Annotated in this window: 22 protein-coding genes; 12 read left to right on the top strand and 10 right to left on the bottom strand. The window is 62.6% G+C overall.

From position 1 onward, the window contains the following. Positions 1 to 156 precede the first annotated feature (156 nt). Positions 157 to 360 (top strand): winged helix-turn-helix transcriptional regulator, encoded by a 204-nt coding sequence (locus DV733_RS00345; RefSeq protein WP_049993215.1) that lies wholly within the window; start codon positions 157 to 159, stop codon positions 358 to 360. Positions 361 to 1,007: 647 nt separating this feature from the next. Here DV733_RS00345 and DV733_RS00350 read toward each other — a convergent pair. Beyond that, positions 1,008 to 2,810: a hypothetical protein gene (locus tag DV733_RS00350; protein WP_136342251.1), complete on the bottom strand. Its 1,803-nt coding sequence runs from the start codon at positions 2,808 to 2,810 to the stop codon at positions 1,008 to 1,010. A 251-nt stretch (positions 2,811 to 3,061) separates the two neighbouring features. Beyond that, on the bottom strand, positions 3,062 to 4,105 hold the full coding sequence (locus tag DV733_RS00355; protein WP_049993218.1) for a tyrosine-type recombinase/integrase: 1,044 nt from the start codon (positions 4,103 to 4,105) through the stop codon (positions 3,062 to 3,064). Between the two features lie 437 nt (positions 4,106 to 4,542). Here DV733_RS00355 and DV733_RS00360 point away from each other — a divergent pair, with 437 nt between their 5' ends. From DV733_RS00360 to trmB, 4 genes are all read left to right on the top strand, one after another. Then, a complete protein-coding gene (locus DV733_RS00360; protein ID WP_049993219.1) occupies positions 4,543 to 5,616 on the top strand; it encodes a TrmB family transcriptional regulator in 1,074 nt (357 codons plus the stop codon). A 57-nt stretch (positions 5,617 to 5,673) separates the two neighbouring features. After that, positions 5,674 to 6,729 (top strand): Gfo/Idh/MocA family protein, encoded by a 1,056-nt coding sequence (locus DV733_RS00365; protein ID WP_049993220.1) that lies wholly within the window; start codon positions 5,674 to 5,676, stop codon positions 6,727 to 6,729. Positions 6,730 to 6,800: 71 nt separating this feature from the next. Beyond that, on the top strand, positions 6,801 to 7,865 hold the full coding sequence (locus tag DV733_RS00370) for a glucose 1-dehydrogenase (protein WP_049994287.1): 1,065 nt from the start codon (positions 6,801 to 6,803) through the stop codon (positions 7,863 to 7,865). A gap of 49 nt (positions 7,866 to 7,914) precedes the next feature. Continuing rightward, positions 7,915 to 8,961 carry an HTH-type sugar sensing transcriptional regulator TrmB gene (trmB, locus tag DV733_RS00375; RefSeq protein ID WP_049993221.1) on the top strand — a complete coding sequence of 349 codons (1,047 nt, stop codon included), beginning with the start codon at positions 7,915 to 7,917 and terminating at the stop codon, positions 8,959 to 8,961. 500 nt (positions 8,962 to 9,461) lie between these two features. On the opposite strand, the gene DV733_RS00380 is transcribed toward trmB, so the two are convergent. Further along, positions 9,462 to 10,541 carry a hypothetical protein gene (locus DV733_RS00380; RefSeq protein WP_049993222.1) on the bottom strand — a complete coding sequence of 360 codons (1,080 nt, stop codon included), beginning with the start codon at positions 10,539 to 10,541 and terminating at the stop codon, positions 9,462 to 9,464. A 162-nt stretch (positions 10,542 to 10,703) separates the two neighbouring features. On the opposite strand from DV733_RS00380, the gene DV733_RS00385 reads away from it, so the two are divergent. After that, positions 10,704 to 11,399 carry a dolichyl-phosphate hexose transferase gene (locus DV733_RS00385; protein WP_079979386.1) on the top strand — a complete coding sequence of 232 codons (696 nt, stop codon included), beginning with the start codon at positions 10,704 to 10,706 and terminating at the stop codon, positions 11,397 to 11,399. A gap of 26 nt (positions 11,400 to 11,425) precedes the next feature. Here DV733_RS00385 and DV733_RS00390 read toward each other — a convergent pair whose 3' ends face one another. Genes DV733_RS00390 through DV733_RS00415 form a run of 6 tightly spaced genes read right to left on the bottom strand, consistent with a single transcriptional unit; the run spans position 11,426 to position 19,204 of the window. Then, a complete protein-coding gene (locus DV733_RS00390; protein WP_049993224.1) occupies positions 11,426 to 11,968 on the bottom strand; it encodes a gluconate 2-dehydrogenase subunit 3 family protein in 543 nt (180 codons plus the stop codon). Continuing rightward, positions 11,965 to 14,049, bottom strand: a complete 2,085-nt coding sequence (locus DV733_RS00395; protein ID WP_079979387.1) for a DUF7846 domain-containing protein — start codon at positions 14,047 to 14,049, stop codon at positions 11,965 to 11,967. Before DV733_RS00395 ends, DV733_RS00390 begins: the two co-directional genes overlap by 4 nt. Next, positions 14,049 to 15,179, bottom strand: coding sequence for an ABC transporter ATP-binding protein (locus DV733_RS00400; RefSeq protein WP_049993225.1), 1,131 nt, complete (start codon positions 15,177 to 15,179; stop codon positions 14,049 to 14,051). The genes DV733_RS00395 and DV733_RS00400 overlap by 1 nt, the downstream gene beginning before the upstream one ends. Further along, positions 15,166 to 16,788: an ABC transporter permease gene (locus DV733_RS00405; protein ID WP_049993226.1), complete on the bottom strand. Its 1,623-nt coding sequence runs from the start codon at positions 16,786 to 16,788 to the stop codon at positions 15,166 to 15,168. Before DV733_RS00405 ends, DV733_RS00400 begins: the two co-directional genes overlap by 14 nt. 6 nt (positions 16,789 to 16,794) lie before the next feature. Then, entirely contained in the window at positions 16,795 to 17,994 is a 1,200-nt protein-coding gene (locus DV733_RS00410; protein WP_049993227.1) for an extracellular solute-binding protein, read from the bottom strand. 46 nt (positions 17,995 to 18,040) lie between these two features. Then, positions 18,041 to 19,204 carry an alpha-1 4-glucan-protein synthase gene (locus tag DV733_RS00415; RefSeq protein ID WP_049993228.1) on the bottom strand — a complete coding sequence of 388 codons (1,164 nt, stop codon included), beginning with the start codon at positions 19,202 to 19,204 and terminating at the stop codon, positions 18,041 to 18,043. Positions 19,205 to 19,309: 105 nt separating this feature from the next. Between DV733_RS00415 and DV733_RS00420 the strand changes: the two genes are divergently transcribed. Further along, on the top strand, positions 19,310 to 19,906 hold the full coding sequence (locus tag DV733_RS00420) for a class I SAM-dependent methyltransferase (protein ID WP_049993229.1): 597 nt from the start codon (positions 19,310 to 19,312) through the stop codon (positions 19,904 to 19,906). Between the two features lie 146 nt (positions 19,907 to 20,052). Here the strand turns inward: DV733_RS00420 and DV733_RS00425 are convergent, their stop codons facing one another. Continuing rightward, positions 20,053 to 21,489: a PAS domain S-box protein gene (locus DV733_RS00425; RefSeq protein ID WP_049993230.1), complete on the bottom strand. Its 1,437-nt coding sequence runs from the start codon at positions 21,487 to 21,489 to the stop codon at positions 20,053 to 20,055. Positions 21,490 to 21,762: 273 nt separating this feature from the next. Here DV733_RS00425 and DV733_RS16990 point away from each other — a divergent pair, with 273 nt between their 5' ends. The 5 genes from DV733_RS16990 to DV733_RS00445 all read left to right on the top strand — a co-directional run bounded on the left by DV733_RS16990 (position 21,763) and on the right by DV733_RS00445 (position 26,270). Then, a complete protein-coding gene (locus DV733_RS16990; RefSeq protein WP_154019516.1) occupies positions 21,763 to 21,924 on the top strand; it encodes a hypothetical protein in 162 nt (53 codons plus the stop codon). A 194-nt stretch (positions 21,925 to 22,118) separates the two neighbouring features. Continuing rightward, on the top strand, positions 22,119 to 23,132 hold the full coding sequence (locus DV733_RS00430; protein WP_049994289.1) for a Cdc6/Cdc18 family protein: 1,014 nt from the start codon (positions 22,119 to 22,121) through the stop codon (positions 23,130 to 23,132). A gap of 57 nt (positions 23,133 to 23,189) precedes the next feature. Continuing rightward, positions 23,190 to 23,864, top strand: a complete 675-nt coding sequence (locus DV733_RS00435) for a hypothetical protein (RefSeq protein WP_049993231.1) — start codon at positions 23,190 to 23,192, stop codon at positions 23,862 to 23,864. 1 nt (position 23,865) lies between these two features. Continuing rightward, the gene (locus DV733_RS00440) at positions 23,866 to 24,147 is read left to right on the top strand and encodes a hypothetical protein (protein ID WP_049993232.1); all 282 of its coding nucleotides are present in this window, start codon (positions 23,866 to 23,868) and stop codon (positions 24,145 to 24,147) included. Continuing rightward, positions 24,141 to 26,270 carry a type B DNA-directed DNA polymerase gene (locus tag DV733_RS00445; RefSeq protein WP_049993233.1) on the top strand — a complete coding sequence of 710 codons (2,130 nt, stop codon included), beginning with the start codon at positions 24,141 to 24,143 and terminating at the stop codon, positions 26,268 to 26,270. The genes DV733_RS00440 and DV733_RS00445 overlap by 7 nt, the downstream gene beginning before the upstream one ends. The last annotated feature ends 6 nt before the right edge of the window (positions 26,271 to 26,276 follow it).

The raw sequence follows: 26,276 nt of genomic DNA on the forward strand, positions 1-26,276 counted from the left end.
TCTCTCTGGGAAGCGCGGGCGGTGTTCCAGCACCGTCCGGTTTACTCCGGCAGACCACGCTTCTCAGTTACCACTACGTTTGGTGAGACGATATAGTTTACTATTGTCGGCCGACAGTAGTAACCTTAACAATCTCTGGGATCGTAGGCATACGTAATGGCAGAGATACGCCTCACTGACACCGACAAAGCACTCTTGGACGCACTCCACGACGGCAGGAACGTTCCCTCAAACCTCGCCGAAGATCTCGATCTCACCCGCCAGCACATCCAGAAGCGACTCAAGCGGCTCGAAGAACACGGCTATATCCGAAATATCGGACGCGGCGTGTACGAGCTGGTCGAGGATCCACGAGAGTAAGGGGGTGGCCGGTTGGAACACCATCCGAATTTCTGATTCGCAAAGAGAGGTAAGTCGCCTCGACAAATGTTCCCGATTTTACCAGAGTCAATAGCGATTTCTGTTCCCTCTCAATTCCTACAGCAGATCGGATTCGGCAAGAAGCCTGCTCGCACTCAACTTCTAACCACTACCCTTCCCACACCAGCCGATCTCGCCCACAAGGACGGCCCCAACCGCACTCCGTGTGGGGCCGAGGGTGATACCACCTCCAGAAATGGAACGCCACCACGGGCCTCAGGAGACCACTGATCTCAAAGTCCGGACTCTGCGAGAAGTTGAACCACCTACTAACCGACCGTTTCGCCCCGCCCTGCAACTAATTCAGACCACTCTGGATAGTGGTCGTACTATGCTGGGCGGCCGCTTCTTCGCTGAAAGGCACTCTGATAAATCTGTGAGTGGTTTGACTCAGAATCCGGTGGCGAAATCTGCTTCAGGGTTACGTTGTGTTTGCGGGTGGTTCTCGCAGGTACCGGATCATCGTAGGTACTTCGCACCCGAATTGGGACCAGTCCCATACGGTATTACCCACACGAATATTTGGATTGAACAAGTCCTGCATATAGTATGATTATATGTCCGACTTGCGGAACATTGCTTCTTTATCACCCAGTTACTGGCGCGGCATCATTGAATCGGACGTATCCGTATGTACTTATTTCGGCAAGGTTCTTGTCTGACCACATCTCTCCGCGTCCAACTGTTCGCTTGCAGAGGTATCCGAGATCGTGGAGAGTATTGAGATTGGTATTAGTCTGTGTCCCCGAAAGATCGATTTGATCGGCAATATCGTTCGTTCGCCATTCATCTCCATCGAGTTTCCGGATTGTTTGGAGTATGTCAACCATCCCGTCTGACCAAGGCTGGATCTGAGATCTATCGACGATCTTAGACCGCTCAACCCACTGGGGAAGGGCCGCTGTGTGTACGTACACTATGGCACCACCGGAATCCCGTCCAAACCGGAGAACCGCTTGCAGCACTTCGTTCTCGCGCATCCCCCAGAGGATCTGATTGCCAAATGATCCAAAGTCCTGATTCATACCTTTTGTCCGGTTTCCCCGTTCATCAAGAGCGATTTCAACGGATTCGCCAGCGAGAGCGGCCCACTTCTGGATATAGCCGTCTCCATAATGAGGACACCCCGCGACGATCCCGACACGAGTCGTACTGAACTTGTTGCTCCCCTTGAGGTTGCTGTAATGTTCCGTTTCGTCAATAATATTCGAAAAGCCGCCCTGGTCGTAGTTTCGATACGCCTCTATGGCACGTGCCGAGGAAATCAGTGAGGGCCGGGTGTTCTCGCGGCGTCCAATTGCTTCAAATAGAACAAGATCCAGTTCCGGTGTAACGGAAATACCGGATCTACCCGAGTAGTGATTCGCTGCGGCAGTTGTTTGCAGTATCGAGATCCCAAGTGTGTCCCGCAAGTAGCTCCGTTTTTCACGTTCCGTCAATATTGGCTTGTGCAGAAGGTCGTCACCTAACATCAGTTCCCATTTGATAACAGTCGGGGTTCCATCGAGAGCAATAACACTCTCCGTATTCTCAATATTTGGCTGATTTAGCACTGTTAGCGAGCCGTTTTCTGGATTGGTAACCGCTGTACTTCCGTCCGGCAGTCTGGCATACTCCCATCGGTTATCGAGATCGTTTGCAATTAGAATCGCGTAGGTCATCGCTGCCGCTTCCGGATGAGGACTGTCGCTTCTATTTCCGATTACGTTCCCTATCTCCCTTTTGAGGGTCGGATTATGGTGATCAAACCACGCCAACCCCTCGTGTCGTCGTTCAGGATCTCGGCGGTACTCTTTGAGATCCTTCAGGTAGTGAAACGGTAGATCTGAATGAGTATCCAGAAAGGAACTGACAGCAGTCGTAATGCGGCTCGCGCTATACTCTGTCAGGAACTCTCCCTCGGGAAACTCGTCAAATGCAACGTATCTGTCTTTGACTCGATTGGGGACGTGCGCGTGCCGATAGTGACCTATGAGAACGTGGTATTCCTCTTGTTCGAAATCCCGCGCTGTGAGATACGAACACCCGCCTCCCCGCTGGCACGGTAACGGTTCATCGAACAATTCTTTGGCCTGATTGTGTAACTCCCCGGGAAACAACCCTTTCTGGCGATAGGCTGTTTTCACGCGATTGGCCCACTTCTCACCGTGTTCTCCATTTGCTGTTTCGCAGTCAATATGGAACGATGGGAGTACACGAGATTTAACGTCGAACTCTTCGCACCATTCGGTGTACTGATCAAAAAGGTCGTGACGAGCTGTAAACACTGTGAGCTTGTTGTTGGTCTCAGCAGCCCATTTGACGACTCCGTAACTCTTCCCAATCGAAGGGAGTGCTTCAATCAGTACTGGCTGGCTCTCGCGGAATCCCTGATCGATTTCATCAGCCAATCGTTCCCGGGCCGCTTCGACAGATAGTGAATCAGAGTTGTCCCTACGAGAAGTCATCCCTGTCTCTGAGACTGTCAGAGAACTTAAAGAGTGTGTTTAAGAATCAGAAATTGAGTAGCCTTTCCTGCAGCATCCGGGTGTGCTGTTCCGGCGGAAATCCGAGATACAATCGCTGCTTATTCAGGCGGATACCCTCAAGAGACTTTTCCTGCCCTTGTGGCAAGCTTTTGGTGAGTGAGAGTGGTTCGGGATTACAGTGTCCCTTGATCCCCATCATAGAAGTGGGCAGCACGAGTTTTCCGCTGACCTTCTGCTGTCGATTCGTCGTAATGGTTCTTTAGCACATCCACGGACACATCGAACCGGCCGGAAGCGGCCTCATATGTCCAGTTCTTCTTTTCAAGGTGGTACGTGATCGCCGTCCGTCGCATTGGGTGTGGTGAGAGTGACGATGGGCACTTGGACGCGGATTCGTAGTAGGTGGCTTCACAGTCGTCTCGATCGCGATTATGTGGGCAGTTGTTGGTGTAGTAACAGGGTCGCGTGATAGCGTAAATCATCGACTGGATATTTGAGGTAGAGTAGCGACCACTGGGACTTGGGAACAATGCCTTCCTGCCGTATTCGTCTTCCCTGTCAGGGTAGTGCATCTCAATGTAGTCCTCGATAATTTCAGCGTATTCGGGCCAGATCATCACTTCTCGCTCGCCCCCTTCTTTGTTCTTCAACGCGGTATCCGTGTCCGGCCTGTGTTGGAACTGGACGAGCGCATAGCGCCCGTGTTCCCGTTTCTTGACCGGCTTGTAGTCAGAGAGGTCCAGACTCCGAAGTGCCCCACAGCGGCAGCCAGTATGCCAGAAAACGGTAAACACAGCGTGTCGAAGGGTGGCGTATTCGAACTTGTTCAGATACTCCAGAAGTCGTTCAACGTCCGAGAAGTCCATCATATCGTCTCGGGACAGCTCGCCTTTGGAGAAGTCCGGCGTCTCTAATTTTGTTGCGAGGTTCTTGCCTGTCTCCGTCGCGTCAATCCGCTCGCAGAATCGGAAGAAGGTGCGGAGCGTACTGAAGTGATTCCGGATGGTGGTTTTCGCTCTGGATTGCCTGAGTTCGAATTTGTATTCCAGAAAGGTCTCTCCGTCGATTTCCTGAATGGAATCTATCTCTTGTTCAGCACACCATTCACAGAACTGCTTCAGGTGGCCCCGGTTGTTGTAGATCGTTGACGCTGTCTTCTCGCCGCTCCGGTCTTTGATGAACAGTTCCGCGAGTCGGTTCAGATCGGTCGTTGGCATTGTGTATCGGTCTCCGCACAACGGACGATCCCAGCAGGGGGTTGGTGACTGGATCCTCGTTATCGAGTCGTCCGCACACGGTCTCTGTCGGCAAATGCCGTGCGCAGGTGCGAAGCGCCGAGCGCGGTGGCGGCGTGTTCAGAATCCGCCCCAACCCATATTCTGCGGCGAGCAATACCGCGAGCCGCTGCTTCGGGTAGGCGGATTTGAAACAGACGAGACGAACGTAGTGAGTCTCGGCGAGGTTCAAATCCACTCCGAGAGGCTGACCGGATCCGAACCACGCTCGCGGCCAATATTTTTACAACAGTAGTTGAAATACAGTGGACACAGCGCTGTGCCGACAGATTGTGGGAGCGGTCCGGCCGTCGGCTCGGCGACACCGTCCGGATGGCGAGCCGGATGGTTTACGGCGGCACAACTGGATGAGACAATCGATGAACAAAAACGATCTCGCGGCGATCCTGGAAGATTCGGGATTGTCGCCGTATCAGGCCGACGCCTACGTGACGGTGCTGGAGTTGGGGTCGGATTCGGCGACATCTATCGCGGAGGCGAGTGACGTCCCGGACCCACGGATCTACGACGTGCTGCGGGATCTGGAAGGTCGTGGCTACGTCGAGACGTACGAGCAGGACAGTCTACACGCTCGCGCACAGGATCCCGCAACCGTGTTCGGTGATCTCCGTGAACGAGCCGACCGCTTCGAAGACGCAGCCGAGGAGATCGAGACACGATGGGAAGCGCCAGCGATGGACTCACACACAGTGAGTTTTCTCAAGCAGATCGACACGGTACTCGACAGAGCCGAGGCGAAGATTAGGGCGGCGACCGACCAGATCGGGATCGCAGCGAGTCTCGATCAGTTCGAACGACTCCAGCCTGCACTCCAGGCGGCACACGAGCGGGGGGCGTATGTCAGGCTCGTGTTACACGTCGAAGAGGATAGTGGCGAGAGCGTGCCACCGGAGTCACTGCTCGCTGAGACGGCGTCGGAAGTTCGCTATCGGACGATCCCGATGCCGTTTCTCACCCTGGTCGATCGGACCGCGACCTGTTTTGCCCCACACGCGCTCTCGACAAACCGCTACGGGATCATCGTCGAAGATCGGACACACGCGTACGTCTTCCACTGGTTTTTCATCGCCGGGCTCTGGGAGTCGACAGTCCCGCTCGTCGAACCCGACGAGACGCTGCCACGGACCTACGTCGATATCCGCGAGTGTATCCGAGATATCGGACCGCTGATCGAGACCGGCGCGATAGTGGCGGTCACGATCGATGGGATCGGCGTCGAGTCGGGCGCGAGCGTCCGTGTCGAGGGTACGGTCGTCGACGTCGAGTTCCCGTGTCTGGAGGCCGCGGAAGCGGACCGACCGGAGCGGTACCTCGGTGGACAGGCGACGGTCGTCGTCGATACCGGGGATCGTCAGGTCACGGTGGGCGGTTGGGGCGCGGTGATGGAGGCATACGAGGCGACGCGGATCGTCGTCGAGCACGTCGAGGAGTGAGCGACCGTCGGACTGACCGACAGGGCTTTCATGCCTTGGGGACCCTACGTGTAGCAGATGGGAACTACGAGCACGACGCCACGTGTCGGGATCGTCGGTCTCGGCGGTATCGGGACCCACCACGCGAACTGCTTGATCGACAACGAGGCCAATCTGGTCGCCGGGCTCGACATCGACGCGGCGGCACGCCGCCGTTTTGCCGAGGAGTACGATGTCGAAGCCTACGCCGACACCGAGGCGTTTTTCGACGCTATCGACGCCGTTATCGTCACCACGCCGAACGCCTTCCACGAGGAGTACACCGTGGGGGCGTTGCAAGCGGACTGTGCCGTGCTGGTCGAGAAGCCACTGGCACACACGCTCGACAGCGCCGAACGGATCGCCGCGGCCGCCCGCGACTCGCCCGAGATCTGTATGGTCGGCTTTCACAACCGCTACGACCCGCTGGCCGAAGCAGTCGCGAGCTACGCCAGGGATGGCTTTTTCGGCGAAATCCAGCACGTCGACGCGACCTACGTCCGTCGTCGGGGGATCCCCGGTCAGGGGACGTGGTTCACGGACGCCGACGTGGCGGGCGGCGGCGCGCTGATCGACCTGGGCGTGCACGCGATCGACCTCGTGCTGTCGATCATGGACTTCCCGGAGGTCGAAGAGATCAGCGGCGTGACCCGCTCGACGTTCGGCCCGCGCGAGGACTACGTCGACGTCCACGGATGGGGCGTCGAGGACGGCGAGTTCGACGTCGACGACTCGGTGAACGCCCAGTTTCGGACCGACGACGACGCGACCATCTCGCTGGACGTCGCCTGGGCGTCAAACCGCGAGAATGAGAAGTCGTTCCTGTTTCGGGGGACCGAGGGCGGCGCGAAACTCGACATGGATGGCGAGTTGACGCTGTACGACTCGTCGGCGTCGGGCGTCGATCACCACCGTACGACGACCATCGATACCGAAGATTACGACGCCCACGCCGCCGAGCAACGCGCATTTCTGGACGCCGTCGCGACCGGCGAACATCCCGGTCGGAACACCGTCGAACAAGGGCTGTTCGTCCAGCGACTGATCGAATCGATCTATCAGTCGAGTGCCGAGGGGAATGCCGTCGCGTTCTGAGTCCCCACAGCAGCGAGTGGTCTCGGAGAAAGATTTAGGCTCCGAACGGCACAGGTCTGCATGTGGGTCACATGCACGCCATCGTTGTCCGTCGGGGCGAGACCGAACCGGAACTGATCGAGACGCCGCGACCCGAGCCGGCCGACGGTGAAGCGCTCGTTCGGATCCTCCGCGTCGGCATCGACGGCACCGACCACGAGGTGATCGAGCACGGACCCGAGGTGTTCCCGCCCGGGGACGAGCATATGATCCTCGGTCACGAGGCCGTCGGCGTCGTCGAAGACACCAACGGGACCGATTATCAGATCGGAGATATCGTCGTCCCGACCGTCCGACGACGACCCGACGACGAGCCGAACGAGTATTTCGACCGCGACGAGCCGGACATGGCCCCGACAGGCTATCACGTCGAGTGCGGGATCTCCGGCGCGCACGGCTTCATGGCCGAGTACATCACCGCGCCCGAGGACCGCCTGGTCGAGATTCCGCGACGGCTGGCCGAGCTGGGCTGTTTCGTCGAGCCGATCAGCATCTCGGAGAAGGCCATCGAGCACGCCTACGCCTCCCGGTCGGCGTTCGACTGGTCGCCCGAGCAGGCGCTCGTGCTGGGCAACGGCTCGCTGGGGCTGGTGACGCTCGCGATGTTGCGCCAGGAGTTCGAGGAGATCTACTGTCTGGGCCGGCGCGACCGTCCGGATCCGACGATCGACGTCGTCGAGGAACTCGGTGGCACGTACGTCGACTCCCGGGAGACGCCCGTCGACGAGATTCCCGACGTCCACGGCGGCATGGACTTCATCTACGAGGCGACTGGCTACGCCAAACACCCGATCCAGTCGGTCCACGGGCTCGCACCGAACGGCGTCGCCGCGCTGGTCGGCATTTCCGGCCCCTGGGAGTTCGAGATCGACGGTGGCTCGTTGCACACCGAACTCGTCGTCCACAACAAGGCGCTCGTCGGCACGGTCAACTCCAACGAACGCCACTTCAAGCGGGCGATCCGTACGCTCAGAGCACTCCCGGAGTGGCTGTTCGAAGAACTGATCACGACCGTCGTCACGCCGGAGAACGTCGCGCCGGCGTTCGTCGACGACGACGAGCAGATCAAAGCCGTCGTCGAGTTCGACCGGCTGTGACAGTCCAATAGCAAAGGACTGATTTACTCGCTCGTAGAATAACGCTGTAATGTCGTCGGACGACCTCCTCTCGTCGCTGGAGCACATCGCAGAGCGGCTGGACTTCGGTGAGTACGAAGCGAAAGCCTATCTGACGATTCTCGAACACGGTGAACTGACGGCGGCGGAGATCGCCGAGTACACGGATATCCCCCAGCCACGGGTGTACGACACGGTTCGCAGCCTCAGCGACAGCGGGCTGGTCGAACTCCGCGAGTCCCGGCCGATGAAGGTACTCGCCATCGATCCCGAAGAGGCGTTCTCGGACTACCGCAACTCCCTCAGTTCGCTCGTCGACGGTCTCGGGGAGCGATATACCCAGCCGGCTCGTGAGGCGGAAGGCGTCTCGCTGGTGAAGTCACGGCCGACGATGCTTCGATACCTCGCGGACGTGATCGAGTCTGCCGAGTACGAACTCATGCTCTCGCTGACGCCGTCGCTGCTGGAGCGCTACGCGGACGCGCTGGCCGACGCCCACGAGAAGGGCGTCGCTGTGGAGATCCTGTTGTCGCCGGCCGAAGCCGTCCCGGACGTCGAGAGCTTCGACGCACTGGAGATCGCGACCACAGTCAGGACGCGCCGCGGTGTGACCACACCCATCATCGCCGTCGCCGACGGCGAGTACGCGATGTACGCCACTCGCGAGGGAATCCAGGGGGCTGAGGATCGATACGGCGTCATCTTCAACCGCTCGGAACTCGGCTTTTTGCTCTCTGGTTTTCTCAACACCGTGCTCTGGACGACCGCCGAGACGGTGATCGACCGGCCCGAGTCACGTGGTTTCCCGCGCCGGTACGGGACGATCCGTCGCTGTGTCGCCGACCTGACCCGGATGGAAGGCGAGTTCTACGCGCATATCGAAGGTCGGGACGTCGAGACTGGCGAGTACTGTCACGTCGAGGGGAAAGTCGTCGCGGTCGACTCGGCGACCGACTGGACGACGGCGTCGATGGTCGTCGAAACCGACGATGGCGAGGTCGAAGTCGGGGGACAGGTCGCTGCCTTCGAAGACGTCGAAGCCCACGAGATCACGGTCGAACGCCTCGCTAGAGCATAAGAGGAACCTACCCAGAACCGCCGATCGAGCGAAGAACGCTGCCCGACGTCGTGCCACCGGACGGATGTCGGGGATGGCGCGACCCAGCGAGGTCGTATAGCCACTCACCCCGCTCGGTCACGCCGGGGAACAGCAGGGGCACGGTGACAGCGTCGGCGACACCACCCGGGCAGCGATTGATTGTGTGACACCCACAAGTATAAATGGTGGAGTTTTTGTTCGTTCTGAATTTCAGAATTGATTAAACGAACATGAGAGACTCCTGGGAGTTTTTGCGATCGATGTCGGGACACTGTACTCTCCGATAGTGATTGGAACGACCACTGATAGTGATTACTGTAGCGATTTACCACTACGACCGCCCGACTCCGGGCGGTCGACGTGTAACAGACCTACAGTAATCACTATGAGTGTGACGACTACCAGAAGCGGTCGAACAGTCCACACGCCGCTCGTGAACGCCGCCGTCCGTCAGAAAGAGATTCGTCTCGGCGTTTCACTCAGGCGCTCGCGCTCGCGTTCGCAGTTCCGAAGCCGCCGCCACCCATTCCGCCGGTGAACACCGACGCGGCGTACGCCTCGACGTAGGTGTTGATCTTCGAAACGCTCTCTGCGTAGGTAATCGTCACCGTCGGCCCGCTTGTCGAGAACTCGATCTGATCGATGATCTCCTGTGCAGTCGGATCGTCGTAGCCACTGCTGAGGAAGTTCAGGGCCGCATCGAGATTCGTGGACAGCTCCGAAGCCGCCTCCGACCCTGTCGTGTGCAGGTTGAGGTCGACGCCGAGATTCGACCCCTGCGAGTAGAAACTCCCCGAGACGTAGCGGATCTGCTGGAATCCGACGTCCATCTGTCCCGAATCGTCGGGAATCTGATCCTCTGGGATCATCGACGTAAAGCGCATGTAGCCGCCGGAGGTCTGATCGAAGTAGTTCGCCAGATTCCCCGAGACGGCGTCACCGTTGCCGGTTGAGACGTCGATCGCGTCCCTGGCAGCGTTTTCGGTCCCGAGTGCGAACATCCCGTCGCCGAGATCGGCCGCCATGGTGGTCTCACCGGTGGCGTCTGTCGTCGTATAGGTCGTGACACCCTGGTAGGTCCCCTCGGTAACGTCCGCACCGAGTCCACCAGCGGCGTCGATCATCTCCTGAGCCGTCCAGTCGGTCTCGAACAGCATCCCGAGGTAGTTCTCGACGGCGTTCTGGCCCTCGACCTTCATGAACATCGTCATCGAATTGAATCCCTGCGGGCTGAGTTCGCTCTCCGATTCGGCCCGGCTGAGGACCTCTTCCATCGTCTGTGGGCCTGTATAACCACCCTGTGCGGCCGCCTCTTCGAGAAACGTGTTCACGACGCTCCGGATGTTGTCGTCGTTCAGCATTCCCTGGGCGTCGACCTGCACCATCGCCTGTGCGGCCGCCGGTATCTGACCGGAGCCCGGTGCGTTGCCGTTGCCGTTTCCGTTTCCGTTGCCACCGCCGTCGCTCCCACAACCCGCTAGCGAACCGAGTGTGACGAATCCAGCCGCGCCAGCACCGCGCTGGAGGAGGGTTCTGCGTGTGAGTCGTTTGTCAGCCATAGCTGTGAACGGATACATGGCTAGGGAGATAGAAATAACCACTGGATAGTATTCTTCACTTTTCTCCCCGGAATAAGCAATATTTTCCCGAATCGTGTGACACCCACACTAGGTTTTGGCAAACCTAAAAACTCAAGAGTGCGCAGGACGATCCATCCGATAATGAGTGAAATAGACGGACACTACGACTTTGGCGACGTCGCTGTCGTGATGGGGACGTACAACGAGGAGAAGGCGATCGGCACAGTGCTGGACGACATCGAGCGGGTGACTGACGGCGAGGCGTCGGTCGTCTGCGTCGACGGCTCCAGCGACCGGACGCCCGAAATCGCCCGGGAGAAAGGAGCACAGGTCATCGAGCAGGAGCCGCAGGGCTACGGCGTGGCCGTCGAGCGCGCGCTTCGGGCAGCCGATCGGCCCGTGGTTGTCACGACCGACTGCGACGACACCTACCCGATGGAGCGACTGCCGACGTTCCTCGCGGAGATCAACGACGGTGCCGACGTCGTCAGCGGCGACCGGCTCTCACGCGGCGCCGAGACGATGCCGCGATTCAACCGATTCGGTAATCACGCCTTCGCCGTCGTCGCAAGTCTGCTGGTCGGCGAGCGCGTCCACGACACCACGACCGGGATGCGCGCCTACCGCAAACCGATCATCGACTCGATCGAGTGGACCGAGAATACCGGGCTCTCCGCGGAGTTGCTCATCCGGCCACTGTGCCGGGGCTACGACGTTCGTGAGATCGAGATCGACTACGCCGAGCGCGCCGGCGAGACGAAGCTCGATCCGATCTCCGGCGGCGCAGAGATCGCCGGCTCGATCCTGCGCGTCAGTCTCGAAGAACGACTGGCCTGATCGCGCCGGATCGGCTCAGTCACGCTTCATTCTGGCGGCCCACGCTGGTAACTGCCCGTTCCGCCGGGATGGCCCTGGGGATTCTCTAGCCCGACCAGCGAGCCGCCGGTCGGCGAGGAGTAGAAGGCATAGAGCAGTTCGTTGACCAGATAGTAGCGGACGCGTTCGACCTCGTTGCCGTCGGGATCAGCTTCGGCGTCGGCCAGCCCGAACCCGTCGAAGACCTCCTGGCGTGTCCCTCTGTCGAGGTCGGCGAAGGGCGCGTCCTGCCAGTAGCGGGCGTGGTCGTCGAGCTGCCGAGCGGCGTCTTGCACGCCCTCGAAATACTCGGTCCGGTCCTGTACTCGGCCGACGACGTAGGTCTCGACGAACGTCTCGACTCCCTCGACGTCGCTCGGATAGAGCGCCTCGGCGGCGGCGACGAGCGTCTCGCGCTGATCGGCCGGCGATTTCCCGTCGCTCTCATCTTCGTCCAGCGTCTCCCACGCGAGCGCGCCCAGGCCTGTGGTCGCGACGCCCGCGGCACCGAGCGCGACGAGCGCGTCCCGACGTGAGAGTTCCGGCGTCATTCACCCACCTCCAGGGTCGTGTTCAGCGACTGTCCAGGACGGGTCTCCTCGGGCACGTACGTCGCTGCGCCCCCACAGCGGCGGGGATACTCACAGAGTTCCAGCCGCGGTGAGAGAACCGCGACGTCGTCCCCACGAGGCTCGACCGGAAGCGCGATCCCGTAGTTGAATCCCGCGCCCGTCCCGTAGTCCACGACCAGCCGCGTCCGAATCGTATCCCGACCGTCGATCGGGACCGTGATCGGCTCGTCGATCGTCGGCCCGTCGAGTGTCGCTCGGTCGTCTTCGACGTCGAGCGTGACGACCAACTCTCCGTCGAGGTCGGTCACAGTGGTCGAATTGTCGCCGGCGTCGGTCTCGACGCGGATCGACACCAGCTGTGCGTACTGAGGAATCCCGGCCGTCGTCTCAAGCCGGACTGTCGAGCCCTCGACAGCCTCGATCCGCTGGAGTCGCGGCGTGACGGGGTCGCCAGCGACGGGTGCCCACCCGCCACGGAAACTGTAGCGGTACAGCGCCCGATCTGGGAACGCCTCGATCACCTCGAACGGACGGTCTTCGAGCGCGTAGACGGCGTCGCCATCGTAGTTCGGATCGTTGCGCAGCGGCTGGAAGGGGTGGTTGAGCCACGACCCGTACGGATCCGGGAGGAACACCAGTGCGTTCTCGAAGCTCGTCTCCTCGAAGGGTCCGTAGGCCGCCTCGTAGTGGGTCGTGATTCCCTGGTTGACCTCGATCTGATCCTCCGCCGTCTGCACGGCGGCGACGCCACCAACGCCCGAGGTGACGGCCAGCACGGCAACCCCAACAGCCAGCGCGCGCCGCCGCGAGAGCCGCGTCGTGAGGAGCGACCGCAACTGCGCTGCTCCCGTTCGAAGCGCCAGCCCCGCGAAGATCGACGCCGGCACGAGCAGGTCGTAGTGGTAGTACGGACCGAGATAGGCGATCAGGCCGTCGCCGATCTCCTCGACGTCGCCGATCATGTTCAGCGTCCCCCAGAAGTACAGTTCTCCCAGGATCACGGTGACGACGACACCTGCCAGAGCGAGTCTCCTGGCGGTGTACCGTCGGACGGCAACCCCGAACCCGACGGCCGCCACGGCCGTCCCGAGGAGACCAGCGGCGAACCACCGGCCGGCGAAGGCGTCGAGGACGTACATGTTCGCGCGGGCCGCCAGTTGCGGGGTATAGTCGATCTCCCGGCCGAGCAGCGCGCGCGTCCCGAAGCCGATCCCGTCCCGCGGAGCGAACGCGTGATAGGGAAACTCCAGGGCCGAGCCCGTCACGACCACGTTGTACCCGAGCGTGATCGCGACGCCGACGAGCCCGAGTGCAGCGACGATCCCCTTCCCGAAGATTTGCTCGCGGTCGAGCGTCCGCAATCGCCACAGCGCGTGGACGACGAACGGCAGGCCGAACAGGAAGGCCGTGTAGGGGCGGGCGAAAAAGGCCAGCGCGATGGCGACGCCCGCGACGCCGGCCAGCCGACGGCTCCCCGTCCGGTCGCTCCGGAGATACGCCAGCGCGAAGACACAATTGAAGAACGTCGTCGGCGCGTACGGGAGGAAGACGGCCGTGTTGATCAGGTAGAGCGGCGAGGCGAGCAGGACGACCCCGGCCAGCAGGCCGGTCGACCGGTCGAATAGCTCCGCGCCGATCGCGACCACGAGCGCGACGATACCCGCCCCGAGTAGTGCCAGCGCCACCCTCGGAACGCCGAGTGCCAGAAACGGCGCGAACATCGCCGCCGGGACCGGATTGTACTTGGGGTACATCCCCTGGCTGCTCTCGACGAAGAACCACGGCCTGAAGGCTTCCGGGACAGGTGGCTGGAGGAACAGCTGTCCGTCTAGCAGCATCGCGGCCTGCTGGAGGTAGACGCCCTCGTCGTGATTCAGCGAGTGGTAGGGAAAGACCTGCGTGGCGACGGTCCAGATCGCGACTGCGCCGACGAGCGCCAGCGTCGCCACGGCGGCCAGCCAGTAGCGATCGGGGTCGTCCTCGACGGCCGCACGGCCCCTGCGGACGCCCGCCACCAGTCGGTCACGAACCGATCGCACGGACTGTTCGGCTCCCGACATCACTCCGCGGGATACCAGGCCAGCGAGTGGTCGGCTTCGAGTTCGATACAGACGCGCGTCCCGTGCTCGAAGTCAGTGGCGTGGTTGTGCTGGCAGTGGACGACGTCACCCGAATCCATCGCCACCCGGTAGACGAACGATGGGCCGGTGTACTGGCGATGGACGATCTCACCGTCGGTCCCGCCAGGCGGGCAGGGCTTCGCGCGGAGGTCGTCCGGCCGGACCAGTACGTCGACGTCAGCCCCGCGGTAGGCGTCGATCGAGCCGTCGAGCTGCTCGTCGTCGAGCAGCCCCAGCGCCGTATCGACGCCGCCGTCGACGACTTCCCCCGAGAGGAAACTGGCCTGCCCGAGGAAGCTCGCGACGAACCGCGATTCGGGGTGGCCGAAGACGTCCTCGGGTCGGCCGATCTGTTCGACCTGGCCGTCGTTCATGATCGCCACCCGGTCGGAGATCGACAGCGCCTCCTCCTGGTCGTGCGTGACCGAGATGGCGGTGACGCCGGCCTCCTTGAGGATGCGCCGGACCTCCTGGCGCATCTCGATGCGCAGGCGAACGTCCAGATTCGAGAAGGGTTCGTCCAGCAGGAGGACGTCGGGTTCGGGCGCGAGCGAGCGCGCAAGTGCGACACGCTGGCGCTCCCCGCCCGAGAGGCTCTCTGGATTGCGGTCCTCGTAGCCCTCCAGATCGACGAGTTCGAGCATCTCCTGAACGCGGCCGTACTCCTCGCCCCCGTCGGCGTCGGTCAGTCCGAACGCGACGTTCTCGCCGACGGTGAGGTGGGGGAACAGGGCGAACTCCTGGAAGACCAGCCCCACGTCGCGGTTCTCCGGCGAGACTGCCGTCGACGCGCCTGCGACCTTCTCGTCGGCGAGTCGAATCGTGCCGCCCGTGGGCTCGGCCAGCCCGGCGATCATCCGTAGGGTCGTCGTCTTTCCACAGCCGGAGGGTCCGAGCAGCGTGAGCAGTTCGCCCTCGTGAACGTCGATCGAGACGTTCTCGACGGCGGTGTCCTCGCCGAAGCGCTTGGTGATCTCGGCGAGTTCGAGGACGACCTCGCCGGTCGGAGCGGTGCGCGGTGGTACCTGTACGTACTGTCCGGTCGTCGTTGTGAGTTCATTCTTCGACATCGTATCCCCTCCAGAGAAGGACGAGCATCGACAATCCCGAGACGCCGATCAGGACCAGTGCCGGGAGCGCGGCGTCGCCGTAGTCGGCGGAGCTCCGCACGAGCCAGATGTAGGTCGCGAGCGTCTCGAAGCCGGGATAGCGCAACAGCAGCGTCGCAGCCATCTCCTTCATGCTGGTCAGAAAGACCAGCGCCGCGCCGGCGATGACGCCGGGCATCACCAGCGGCAGGACGACCTTCCGGAACGCCGACAGCGAGGAGTGCCCGAGCGTCCGGGCGGCCTCGACGAGCTTCTGGTCGGTCTGCAGCACCGACGACCGCAGCGTCCCCACGGCCTGGGGCATGAACCGGACGACGTACGCGAAGACGAGGATGTCGACGGTGTAGTAGAGGCTGTCCACGTAGTGCAGCGTGAAGTAGAGCAGCCCCAGCCCGAGGACGATTCCGGGAACGGCGTAGCCGACGTAACTCGACCGCTCGGGCAGCGACGCCCAGCGGCTCTCACCCCGGGCCGACAGATACGCCAGCGGCAGCGCCGCGAGGACGCTGACGCCCGCAGCGAGCGAGGAGACGTACACCGAGTTCCAGGCGTAGATCCACTGGAACTCGTAGCCGCCGCCGATCCCGCCGGTCGAGCGACCCAGCCAGTACAGCAAGATCGCCGGTGGGAGGACCAGTGCCAGCACCGCCACAGTCGAACAAAACGCCAGTGCTGGCCCCTTCCAGTAGCCGAGCGAGATGATTCCGGGACGGTCGGTCCCGCGATTGACGTAGGCGTCTGATTCGTCGGCGCGCTCGATCCGGGACTCCGCAGCGAGGATGACGATGGCCATCCCAACGAGCAACAGCGAGAAGATCGACGCGTAATCCAGCCGCCAGGCGTCGTACTCGACGTAGATCATCCGCGTGAACACGTCGTACTGCATGAGCGCCGGCGTCCCGAAGTCCGAGAGCGTGTACAGTGCGACCAGCAACGCCCCGGCTGCGATCCCAGGCACGAGCTGTGGAAGCGTCACACGCCTGAACGCCGACAGCCGGGAGTGATTGAGCGAGCGCGCAGCCTCGATAGCCCGGCCATCCAGCGAGAGCAGCGACGCCCGCGTCGTGAGATAGACGTACGGATAAGTAAACAGCGTCAGCACGATCACCGATCCGACGAGCCCGTCGATCTCGGGGATTTGCTCGATCCCGATCGGTGCGAGTATGTCGGTGAACGCCCCGCCCTGGCCGGTCGCAGAGATGAACGCGAACGCCCCGATGTAGCTCGGGATCACCAGCGGCATCGCGGCGAGGACCGTCCAGAACCGTCGGAATGGCAGGTCGGTCTGGACGGTCAACATCGCCAGCGGGACGCCGACGAGAACCGACCCGATCGTCACGGCGGTCACCAATACGACCGTGTTGAGGACGATGTCCAGGGTCTCCTGGCGCAGCAGAATTTCGAGGATCCGATCGAGCGGGACCTGACTGGCCTGGAGCACGACCCAGAGCATCGGGGTCAACAGCGTGAGTGCGATCGAGCCAGCCAGCAGCGTCAGGACGAGCGACTGCCGATCCCGCGTGCTCGACGGAAGGGATGGCACGCGTTCGAATCGGTCAGTCGCGGACATGGTAGGTTAGACGCTCAGGCCGGCCTCACGCATCACGTCGAGCGTACCGCCCCGATCGGACAGTTCCGTGAGGTCGATGTCCGGCGCGTCCAGTTCGTCGACCGTCGGAAGGTCGCCGACCGGCTGGACGCCGGGGATCATCGGGTAGGCGTAGGTCCGGGTCGCAAAGAACTCTTGCGCTTCGGCCGAGAGCAGGTGTCGGACGAAGTCCGTCGCCGCCGCCGTGTCGTCGGCACCGGTCAGCACCGCCGCACCCGAGACGTTGACCAGCGCGCCGGCGTCGCCCTCGGTGAAGGCCAGTTCGATCGGCGGGTCGTCGTTCCAGGCCTTGACCCGCAGGGCGTAGTAGTGGTTTGCGAACCCGGCGTTGAGGTTACCGTCGGCGACGGCCTGTGAGACCTGGAACTCGTCGGCGTAGGTCTCGACGCCCGCGTTCTGCATATCCTCGAGCCACTGGATCGCCGTCTCATCGTCGTGGATCAGCCGCATCGCCGTGATGAACGACTGGAAGGCTCCGTAGGACGGTGCCCAGCCCATCGATCCGCCCAGGGTATCGGGGAACTCCTGGACCGTCGAGGGAACGTCACTCGCCGACAGCTCGTTCGTGTTGTACGGGACTGCCCGGGCACGGCCCGCGACGCCGACCCAGTTGCGCTCGTCGTCTTTGAACGCCGACGGGACGGAACTGATGGCGTCCGCCGACAGCTGCTGGGTCGCGCCGGCCTCGGAGACGACACCCAGCGACCCCGCGTCGACCGACAGGAAGATGTCCTGCTGGACGTTGTCGGCGTCGGCCTCCTGTTTGATCGTGTTTGCCAGATCGGTGGAGGGCGCCGTCCGGTGCTCGATCGTCAGATCCGGATAGATCTCCTCGAGCTCCTCGAAGAGGTCGATGTAGAGTCCACCTTCACCGCCGCCGAGCGCGACGCCGAAGGTACCGGAGAGGTTCGGCAAGTCCCGGATCGACGTCCCGCTCGGCTCCGGCCGACTGCCGACGAACGGGCCCGATCCCTGGAACGAGCCCAGACTGAACTCGTTCATCTCCCCGTCACCCGAGGAGCCGTCACCGTTTCCGCCGGGCCCCCCGAGACAGCCAGCCACTGCGCCGACCGCAGTCACACCGCTCGCTGCCAGAAATCGCCGGCGAGAAGACGTCTCTCTGCCGCCCGATGCGCCACCGTCGAAGTCGCTGTCGTGGTCCGTCATTGTATGATTTAGGTTTGCCTAAAGTTGTTAAGTCTGGCGGTTCTGGTCAGTCGTCAGCCACCGAGGCCGCGGGTTCGCTCGCCTGCAGTTCCCCGGCGTCGAGCGCTTCGAGACAGTCCAGCCAGTCGTGCATGTACTCCCCGCAGTGCTGCAGGAACTCGCCGTTCTCGTACTCGGAGACGTCCGCGGCGAGCAGTTCGTCGGCCATCTTCGCGAAGGCGTCGGCGTAACTGTCGGCCTCACCGACGCGGTCTGCGTACTCCCAGACGTGCTCGTTGAGTTCCAGGCCTGCCACCTCGTTGGTGAGGTCGCCGAAGGTCGAACGCGGGGCCTTGTTGTGCTCACACAGCGGGTCCCCGTTGTAGATCTGCTTGCCCAGCAGGTCCGCCGCGCGCTTGAGGAAGACGCCGCTCCAGATGTCGTCGAACCGGCCGACGTCCCACGGGTTGTCGTCCATCGGGAGCTGGTAGAAGGCGGGGATGACCTCGCGCTCGAAGGCGAGGTTCATCGAGCAGACGGTGAGATACTGGCCGGGCGCGGCGACGAAATCAGAGCCGAAGTGCTCGGCGTCGAGGCGCGTCTGGGCCTGGCCCTGCAGGTCGCCGTCCATCAGGATCCGGACGGCGTCCAGGTCGGGAACGTTCGTCCACAGGCCCTGGGAGGCGACGACGTCCGAGACGGTCGTGGTCTCCGTGCGCACGTCTTCGTCCATCGCGCTGTAGGGGTAGCCCCGGGGGTAGAGATCGGTATCGGTGTCGTACAGCACGTTCACCCAGCGCTCGTCGGACTCGACGGCCTCGATCGCCCCGCGGTAGTCGAGGTTGTCCATGTGGGTACCGAAGAAGTCGACCTCGTCGTGCGGTAGCGTGTCGTCGTCGATGAAGACGCCGCGCTCGAAGTCGCCGTCCCACATGTAGAGCAACCCGAAGCTCGTCTGGGCGTGGCTGGCTTCGGGGATCAGGTGGGCGAACTCGCTGACGTCGTGGTCGTCGAACCACGCCTCGCGCGCGCTCCCGTCGAAGACCTCGCCCGAGACCTCAAGGTCGTCGAGCATCGCGGCCATCGCCTCGGTGTCACAGAAGTCCTCGGTGACGAGGACGACGTGCAGCCGGTCGGTGTCGAAGCCGTGTTCGCGGGCGTTCGCGACGTACTCACGCATACACTCGTACTCCCGTATCGTCGGCACGATGACGCAGATGTCCGCTGTCATGTCCTGGACGTGTATCTTTAGGCCACCCTAAAGAGTGTGTCGTTCCGGCACCATCCCGGTCTGGACGTCCCGGGCGTACAAGCCGCTGGAGCCCGCACGAGACGTATGGACCGACAGGCTGTCCGCCGCGAGTGGGACGCCATCGCCGAGACGTACGCCCGCCAGCGCGACCCCTCCGGGTCGGACGCGGCGCTGCTGGAGGACCTCGTGGACGCGCTGGGACCCGACCCGCTCGTCCTCGATGTCGGCTGTGGTGATGGGGCGCGCACGCTGGCGAACCTCCCGGACGGCGCGATCGGACTCGACGTCTCGCGGCGCGGGCTCGAACTCGCGACAGAGACGGTCCCCGAAGCGCGCCTCCTCCAGGGCGACATGCTCGCGATTCCCCTCCGGAAGGCGTCCGTCGACGCCATCACCGCCTATCACGCGGTGTTTCACGTCTCCCGGGATCGCCATTCCGACGTCTATCAGGAGTTCGCTCGCGTCCTGAAGCCGGGCGGGCGCCTCCTGATGACGCTTCCGGGGGGTTCGTTCGAGACCGTCCGCCGGGGCTGGATGGGCGGGCGGATGTTCTTCTCGGCACCCGGTCGCGACCGCACGCTCGCGCAGTTGCGCGAGGCCGGATTCGGCGACCTTCAGACGCGCGTCGTCGACGATCCACTCGGCAGCGACAGCGAGTTCGTCTTCGCGACCCGGGAATGAGGTCGAGCACTGGAGGTGGCTCTGTTGAAACCCGCAACAGTTGAGAGAACTGGCGTGCGACATATAGGGCGCATATCCCGTACACGCCACCTTCAGTAGTTAAGACCGCACTTCTCGATGCAGAGGGTCAAAACTCGGCTAAGAACTCACACGAAATCTTTCTGTTCCACCATCTCAATCACAAACCGTGCTCCGCCATCAGTTCCATCAGCTACAGACAGCTCCCATCCATGGGCTTTCACTATCCGTTTGACGATGGTCAACCCGAAACCAGTACCACCCTGTGCTGACGAATGGCCGGGCTCGAATACTTCATCACGCTTTTTTACTGGAATTCCTGTCCCATCGTCTTCGACGTAGATTCCCCGCTCATTGTGACGACCGACACGGACGGTCACGTCGGACCCACCGTGTTCAACAGCATTGCGGAACAAGTTCTCGAAAACGTGCCGTAGCCGGTCTGGATCACCTTGGAAAGTCATCTCATCGACAATGTTGATCTTTGCGTTTTTCGTGTCTACTGTCCCCCAGCACTTCCCGACGAGGTCAGTCAAGCTGATCGACTCGGTTTCGCTTATTGTGTCGCCCTGACGAGCAAGCGTCAACGTGTCCTCAACGATTGCCTCCATCCGGTCGAGCGCTCGAAGTAGTGGATCGAGATGATCGCTTTCAACCTGCTCGGCGAGGAGCGTTGCACGCCCCTGTGCGACATTAAGCGGATTGCGCAAATCGTGGGACACGACACTCGCAAACTCTTTGAGGCGCTCGTTCTGCTGGTGTAACTGTCTTTCCTGCTCGACGCGTTCGGTCACGTTCCGAGTAACCCCGACCAGACGCGTGATTTCACTCTCATTGACCACCGGGGCAAGCTTCGTCTGCCAGAAGCGTGCTCCTTCGCCGACCTGGAGTTCCTCCTGGTACGAGATTGGTTCGCCAGCGTTGACACAGCGGTGATAGTTCGCTTCTAACTCAGCACCCTGCTCCTCACCGAACACATCACGTGGTGTCTGGCCCTGCACCTCCTCTGTCGTAATTCCGGTCTGGCGCTCGTAGGAGGGGCTGAGTCGTTCGAATTCAAATCGAACACTATCCTCACTTTCTTCGACATTAATGAGAAAGATGGCATCCTCGACGTTGTTCAAGAGGGCTTCGTACTCTTCGGCGAGTTCCTGGGCTTCGGCCTCGTACTGCTTTCGCTCAGTGATATCCCGACTGCTAAGGAGAACCCCATCGATCAGATCATCGTCAAGTCGATTCCGCATTGTGGCTTCGATCCAGCGCCACGAACCGTCGGCGTGGCGAAATCGGACTTCGACAGTCTCGGATTCAGACGGGTTCGAGAGAACGGTTTCCAGCGCGTCGGCGTTTCGTTCCCGGTCTTCGGGGTGGACGAACTCGTATCCTTCGTTGTCAACCAATTCGTCGGGATCGTAGCCGAGAATCCGTGTGACAGCCGGACTGACGTAGGTTATCGTCCCGTCGGGATCAACGACTGTTGCGAGATCGTTTACCTCCTCAACGAGTGTCCGATACCAGTCAGACCCGTATTTGCCGTTCTCTCGGGGAGTCATATCGTCTGCCATTAGTCGTAATGTGTCCAGTACACATGTATCCATTTTGAACTTGTGTCCCCACCCCAATAGAAGCGACCCTCATTTCAGTACGTATACGTGTAGTTAGCAAAAATTACTGACTACACGCTCTATATCTTGCACGCTCTTACAGACAGGTACCCAGTAGTTCGTCGCAATCATGCTACATACAGCGCGCATATCGGTCATTTCCAGAAGTCACAGACGCGAATTAGTAATGCCCGATTTCGACAATATTATACAAGACTGGAATCTACCGTCGATATGATGCCCCTCCAAATGTTTGGAATCAACCCACTCGGTAGTTTAGTGCTGGCACTCGTGGTCCCGCTCGTCATCGTTGTCTTCGGAACGTACGTGGGAGTGCTCATGGCGCTTCAATCGTTCTTCGGTGAGTCGTCGTGGCAGGACGTCTCGACCGAGTGAAACGTTCGCCCGCCAACCCCCGATGCAATTGGGATGGTCAATTGACCCCGGTAGTGGGTGATAGATACACGCACTGTATTCAGCACGGCTGCTGAAACCTATCTTCTATCAAGGGTTTCGACGAGACTCTGGATATCGGAACTATCGGAAATCACCCGGTTCCGTTTATGGGGCTGGCGGCCGACGGTGCCAACGTGATCACGGACGCGCGAGTCCTCCAGACGGAATTCGTCCCCAGCGAGGTCGTCCACCGCCACGCGGAGGTCGACACGATCGCCGGGGCACTGGAGCCGCTGGTCGACGACGACCGGCCCGAAGACGCCCTGCTGTTCGGACCGACCGGCGTGGGCAAGACCTGCGTCGCTCGCTACACCGTCTCGCGTCTCCGCGAGCAACTGCTGGATCTCCGAACGTGCTACGTCAACTGCTGGTCCGACCGCACTCGCTTTCGCGTCCTCTATCGGCTGCTCGACGCCATCGACCGAACCGTCGATGTCCACCGGCGCTCGACGCCGAAAGACGAACTGCTCGATCGGCTTCGCGAGGCCGACGACCACCCCTACGTCGCGGTGTTAGACGAGGCCGACCAGCTCGAAGATCCCTCGCTGCTGTACGACCTCTCGCGGCTGCCCCACCTCACCCTGGTCGTCGTCGCCAACCGCGAGACGGACCTGTTCGCCTCGCTGAGCGAGCGGACGAGTTCGCGCCTGCAATCGAGCACCCGACTCAGCTTCGACCGCTACGGCACCGACGAACTCGTCGCCATCCTACAAGGCCGCGCCGAGCAGGGGCTCGAACCCGGTGCGATTTCCGATTCGCAACTGCGTCGGATCGCCGACGCCGCCGCCGGCGACGCCCGGATCGCGATCGGGACGCTCCGGTCTGCGGCCCGGACTGCAGAACGCGAAGACGCCGACGCCATCACCGACGCGATGCTCACCGACGCCATCCCCGACGCCCGCGAGACGGTCCGCCAGCGGGCGATCGACCAGCTGACCGACCACCAGCGCGTCTGCTACCGGATCGTCGCCGAAGCCGGCGAGATCGAACCCGGCGACCTCTACGAGCGCTACCGTGAGCGCGTCGACGAACCTCGGACCCGCCGCACGGTGCGAGACTACCTGTCGAAACTCGACCACTACAACCTCGTCCGCGCGAGCGGGGAGAAACGCGGCCGGACCTACCACGCGGTCGGCAGATCCGAGTAACGGAATATCGGAAATCACCCGGTCAGGCCTTTTGCCCCGTCGGGCCTCGCTCCGGCTATGCCAGACGCGATCGACCCGGACCCCGATCCGGGCCTGACGCTGCTCGAAACGCCCGCTGCACAGTCGACGGCCGTCCACGAGTTTGCCCTCGCCACGCTCGAAACCGCCGGCGAGGCCTACTGGATCGACGCGGCCAATACCGCCACGACGCGCGTGCTGTTCGACCTCGCCAGGGACGATCGGCACCTCCGGGGGCTCCGGATCGCCCGGGCGTTCACCGCCTACCAGCACCACCAGCTCGTCCGCCGCGTGGTCGAGCGAGTCGGGGCCCGCACCGCGCTGGTGGTCGTCCCGAACGTCGGAGCGCTCTACGGCGACGCCGATCTGGCCGACTGGGAGGCCGCCGACCTGCTGGAAGCGAGCCTCCGATATCTCTCGGAACTGGGCCACGCCGCCGACCTCCCCGTGATTGTGACGACCGCCGGCGACGGCGAACACGCCGATACCTGCCGGGAACACGCTGACAGCGTCGTCACGTGTCGCGAGACGCGGTTCGGCCACGCCTTCGAGGGCGGGGGCGTCGAGACGACCGCCTACCGCTGCGGCCGGTTCTGGCAGACGACGATCCCCTACTGGGTCGAGTTGTGTGGAACCGTCCCGGCCGTCGAATTTCCGATAGTCCCGGGTCTGGACCACGCGCCAGCCGTCGGCCAGCGGACCCTGGAGGTCTGAGATGGGCCGAACGAGCCCCACCTACCGGGACCTGCTCAGGGGGGTCGAATCGGATCTCGATCCCTTCCGGCGGGCGCTCCGGCGGGAGTCCCAGTGCGATTTCGACCGGCTGTTCGAGCGCGCCGACCGCCACGCCGACGCCGCGGCCTACCTGAACCCGACCGACCCCGAGCGCGCCGTGCTCTGGTCGATCCTGCTCTCCCAGGAGCGAGCGATCCGCCGCCTGCAGGCCGCCTACGAGGACGATCTCGACACGATCGAGGCCGGAGGGCAGCGATGCTGACCGCCGAGTTCGACGGCCAGACGGTCCGGCACTGGCACGTCGATCCGGGCGGCGGCGTCCACGTCGAGCGCGAGCAGTTCCATCCGACTGTGTACGTCGCGAGCGACCGCGATCTGGGTTCGCTTGCCGACGCGCTCACTGGCGATCCGAAGGTCCGCGAGACGGCGTTCGAGCGCTGGCGGACGAATCTCCACGATCGCGAGCCACAGCGCGTTCTGGGGGTCACGCTCGACCGCGCCGCTGACGTGCGGCCGTTCGCCCGCGAGGTCAAACACACCCACGAACGCGGAGACCACCCGCCAGGGACCTACCGACTGTACAACGTCGACCTCACTCCGGGCTTCCGATACTGTCTGGCGACCGGGAGGGAGCCGACACCCAGTCGAAGCCTCCGGACGACCCGCCTGTCGCTCCCCGAGCGATCGCTGGTCGACGAGACGCTGGAGGGGTTGCGGCTCGACGGCGAGCGTCTCGACGGGACCGACCAGCGAAAGCGCGAGTCCCTGCGCGAGCACCTCGCGTCTCACGATCCAGACGTGCTCGTGCTCTCTGCGGGTGAGCTCGTTCCGCACCTCGCCGGCGACGGGACCGCGAACGTCGGGGCCGCAGACGACACCACTGGCGCGAACGGCGTCGACCTCGGCCGCGGGCCCGGCTACGAGTGTCTCGCGGGCGCGAACGTCTATCACAGCTACGGCCAGGCAGGCTACTCGCCGGCCCGATACGACATCCCCGGGCGGGTGCTGATCGACCGCTCGAACAGCTTCCTGTGGGGCGAATCGAGCCTCGACGGCATGCTCGACCTCGTCGAGCTGTCCGGCCGGCCGCTGCAGGAACTGTCCTGGGCGTCGATCGGGACAGTCCTGACTGCCATCGAGATCCGCGAGGCCCTCGACCGGGGCGTGCTCGTCCCCTGGAACAAGTGGGAACCGGAGGCGTTCAAATCTCCGTCCCGACTGTACGATGCGGACAGGGGCGGCTTCATCTTCGCCCCCGAAGTTGGCCTCCACGAGGACGTCCACGAACTGGACTTCGCCTCGCTGTACCCCTCGATCATCCGCGAGTACAACGTCAGCCCCGAAACAGTGGACTGCGACTGCCACGACCGGGCAGACGTCCCCGAGGTCGGCTACAGCGTCTGTGACCGGTCGGGCTTTCTCCCCGACGTTCTGGACCCGCTGCTGGATCGACGAGCCGAACTCAAACGGCAGATCGACGCGGCCGACGATCCCGAACGCGTGGCGGCGCTGGAATCACGATCGGGGGCACTCAAGTGGATCCTCGTCGCCTCGTTCGGCTATCAGGGGTATCGCAACGCCAAGTTCGGCCGCATCGAGTGCCACGAGGCGATCAACGCCTACGCCCGCGAGATCGCCCTGCAGGCCAAGCAACGCCTGGAGGCCGGCGGCTGGCGCGTCCTCCACGGCATCGTCGACAGTCTGTGGGTGACGCCCGCCCGAAGCGATCCCGAACCACTGGAGCGAATCGTTGCAGACATTTCGGCCTCGGTAGGAATCGATCTCGAACGCGACGGCCGCTACGAGTGGGTGGCCTTCCCGCCGAAACGCGACGCGCCGGGCGGCGCGCTCACGCGCTACGTCGGCAAGCGCGCCGACGGCGAGTACAAGCTCAGAGGGATCGAGGCCCGCCAGCGCTCGACGCCGCCGTTCGTCGCCGAGCGCCAGCGCGAACTCGTCCAGCGGTTCGACGAAACCCGCGATCCGTCGGCAGTGTGTGACCACCTTCAGGGCACGCTCGCGACGCTCCGCCGCGGCGACGTCGATCCAGAAGAGCTGGTACTCACCACACGCCTCTCGAAGTCGCCGGCGGCCTACCAGCAGGCGACTCGAACCGAGGCGGCGCTGCGGCGGTGTCGCCAGCTCGACCGAACGCGCCACCCCGGCCAGTCGGTTCGGTACGTCGTGATCGACGATTCGGCCCGCCAGCCCGAGCGCGTGCGCCTGGCCGAGGAAGAACCCGACAGCTACGACACAGAGTTCTACGCCTCGCTGCTACTGCGGGCGGCCGCGAGCGTGCTCTCGGCGGTCGGGTGGGACCTCGATCGGATCGATCGCTATCTCCGAGAGACCGTCGACGCGTGCCTGGACGCCTTCGGTGGATAGTCGCCC

The organism is Halapricum salinum (assembly GCF_004799665.1).
In the GTDB taxonomy this organism is placed as follows: domain Archaea; phylum Halobacteriota; class Halobacteria; order Halobacteriales; family Haloarculaceae; genus Halapricum; species Halapricum salinum.